General features: G+C 68.3%; 1 pseudogene. It reads left to right on the top strand.

The features are described 5' to 3' along the window. Positions 1 to 12: 12 nt before the first annotated feature. Positions 13 to 429: pseudogene (locus D7Y04_RS44825) on the top strand (ROK family protein); the annotation flags it as partial.

The following is a 429-nucleotide window of genomic DNA, read 5'->3' as shown; positions in this document are numbered from 1 at the left end:
CACGCGGAGAGAGTGACACCGCTGGAGGTGTGGAACCTCCCGGTGTTCGGACGCGAGTTGTGGGAGCTGATTGGCGCGCCTCGAGTGGAGGCGGACCGACGCGCGGGGGTGCCCGAGGACCAACTCGCGGAGCAACTGTTTCCAGCGCTCACGAGCGCCCTCGAACAATTGGTGAATCGGCATGCCGTGGACGCGGTGTGGTTGAGCGGAGGACTGGCCTGCCTGGAGGGCTTCGAGGTGGGGGTGGCGAAGGCCACTGCCGCGCTCGGGTGTCCAGTGTATGTCTCGGAGTCGCCGCGCTTCGCGCCCGCGTATGCGGGCTTCGCGCTTGTGGCGGCGCGAACGCCGCTCGTGCTCGACGTGGGCCAGACGAGCATCAAGTGCGCGCGCCCTGGAGTCCAACGTGTCTTCGAGCGGGACCTCCACACG

Origin of the sequence: Corallococcus sp. AB038B (assembly GCF_003668955.1) — a bacterium.
In the GTDB taxonomy this organism is placed as follows: Bacteria; Myxococcota; Myxococcia; order Myxococcales; family Myxococcaceae; genus Corallococcus; species Corallococcus exiguus.
This window is presented reverse-complemented; position numbering and strand designations above follow the sequence as displayed.